Annotated in this window: 1 protein-coding gene; it reads left to right on the plus strand. The window is 66.8% G+C overall.

Annotated features, from left to right (window positions below; genetic code table 11):
* Nucleotides 1–2,484: HAMP domain-containing protein (locus ACFU5M_RS34350; RefSeq protein ID WP_379055773.1), on the plus strand; the 2,484-nt coding region annotated here is incomplete at both ends.

Consider the following 2,484-nt stretch of genomic DNA (forward strand, 5'->3'; position numbering starts at 1 on the left):
ACGCAGAACATCACGGTGGACGCGCGGGGCGAAATCCTGGAGCTGAAGAACACCATCAACACGATGGTCGACCAGCTGTCGTCGTTCGCCGACGAGGTCACCCGCGTCTCCCGCGAAGTGGGCACCGAGGGCCGGCTGGGCGGCCAGGCCGATGTCAAGGGTGTCTCCGGCACGTGGAAAGACCTCACCGAGTCGGTCAATGTGATGGCCGACAACCTCACCGCGCAGGTGCGGTCGATCGCCGAGGTGACCACGGCGGTCGCCCGCGGCGATCTGACCCAGAAGATCCGGGTCGATGCCCGCGGGGAAATCCTGGAGCTCAAGGAAACCATCAACACGATGGTCGACCAGCTCTCGGCGTTCGCCGACGAGGTCACCCGCGTCGCCCGGGAGGTCGGCACCGAGGGCAACCTCGGCGGTCAGGCGACCGTGCGTGGCGTATCGGGCACCTGGAAGGACCTGACCGACAACGTCAACGTGATGGCCTCCAATCTGACCGGCCAGGTGCGCTCGATCGCTCAGGTCGCCACGGCAGTGGCCCGCGGCGATCTGAGCCAGAAGATCACCGTGGAGGCGAAAGGCGAGGTCGCGGCGCTGGCGGGCGTGATCAACACGATGGTCGACACACTGTCCGCGTTCGCCGACGAGGTCACCCGCGTCGCGCGCGAGGTCGGCACCGAGGGCATGCTCGGCGGCCAGGCCCGCGTGCCGAACGTGGCGGGAACGTGGAAGGACCTGACCGACAACGTCAACTCCATGGCGAACAACCTGACCAACCAGGTTCGCAACATCGCCCAGGTCACCACCGCGGTCGCGCAGGGAGACCTGACCCGCAAGATCGACGTGGACGCGCGCGGCGAGATCCTCGCGCTGAAGACCACGATCAACACGATGGTCGATCAGCTGTCCGCGTTCGCGGCAGAGGTCACCCGCGTGGCCCGTGAGGTCGGGTCGGAGGGCCGGCTGGGCGGGCAGGCCGAGGTCGAGGGCGTCTCGGGAACCTGGAAGCGCCTGACCGAGAACGTCAACGAGTTGGCGGGCAACCTCACCCGTCAGGTCCGCGCGATCGCCGCGGTCACCAGCGCCGTCGCCGAAGGTGACCTGACCCGCTCCATCACCGTCGAGGCGTCCGGCGAGGTCGCGGAACTCAAAGACAACATCAACTCGATGGTGGAGTCGCTGCGCGAGACCACTAAGGCCAACCAGGATCAGGACTGGTTGAAAACCAACCTGGCCCGCATCTCGGGCCTCATGCAGGGCCAGCGCGACCTGCACGTGGTGGCCGAGCTGATCATGGCCGAGCTGGCACCGTTGGTCTCCGCGCAGTTCGGCGCGTTCTATCTGGCCGACGACACGGCCGAGCGGCCGGAACTCCGGCTGATCGGCTCCTACGGCAGCCCGGAGGAGCCGGGTAGCCGGTCGCGGTTCACCTTCGGTCAGTCGCTGGTCGGCCAGGCGGCGCGCAGCCGCCGCACAATAGCCGTGGACGATGTGCCCGGCGACTACGTCACCATCTCCTCCGGACTGGGACGCACCGCGCCGGTCAACCTCCTCGTGCTGCCGATCGTGGTCGAGGACCAGGTACTCGGGGTGATCGAGCTGGGCTCGTTGCATCGCTTCACCCGCATCCACCAGGACTTCCTCGACCAGTTGATGGAGACGGTAGGCGTCAACGTCAACACCATCATCGCCAACGCCCGCACCGACGAACTACTGGTCGAATCACAGCGCCTGACGACCGAGCTGCAGGCTCGCTCGGAGGAGCTGCAGGTCCAACAGGAGGAACTGCAGCGGTCCAACGCCGAATTGGAGGAGAAGGCGGCGCTGCTGGCCACCCAGAACCGCGACATCGAAGCCAAGAACCTCGAGATCGAACAGGCGCGCCAAGAGCTGGAGACCCGCGCCCAGCAGCTCGCGCTCGCCTCGAAGTACAAGTCGGAGTTCCTGGCCAACATGAGCCACGAGTTGCGCACGCCGCTCAACAGCTTGCTCATCCTCGCGCAGCTACTGGCCCAGAACCCGACCCGCAACCTGACACCCAAGCAGGTCGAATACGCGGGCATCATCCACTCGGCGGGCTCGGACCTGCTCCAGCTCATCAACGACATCCTCGACCTGTCCAAGGTCGAGGCGGGCAAGATGGACGTCACCCCCGAGGCTGTACCGCTGCGCAAGCTGCTGGACTACGTGGAGGCCACCTTCCGGCCGATGACCACCCAGAAGAGCCTCGGCTTCCATGTCACCACCGCACCCGGTCTGCCCACGGATCTGCTCACCGACGACTCCCGGTTGCGGCAGGTGTTGCGCAACCTGCTGTCCAACGCGGTGAAGTTCACCGAGACCGGGTCCGTGGAGCTGAGAATCGAGCCGGCGGCGACGGGCGAACAGCCCGGCGCCCCGCGCCGGCCCCGCCCCGCCCTCGCCGTCCCGGGGTTAGACACCCGCAGCGGCAACACCGAAAACCAGCGGGAGACGATAATCGGC

This window comes from Nocardia sp. NPDC057455, assembly GCF_042802775.1.
Taxonomy (GTDB): Bacteria; Actinomycetota; Actinomycetes; order Mycobacteriales; family Mycobacteriaceae; genus Nocardia.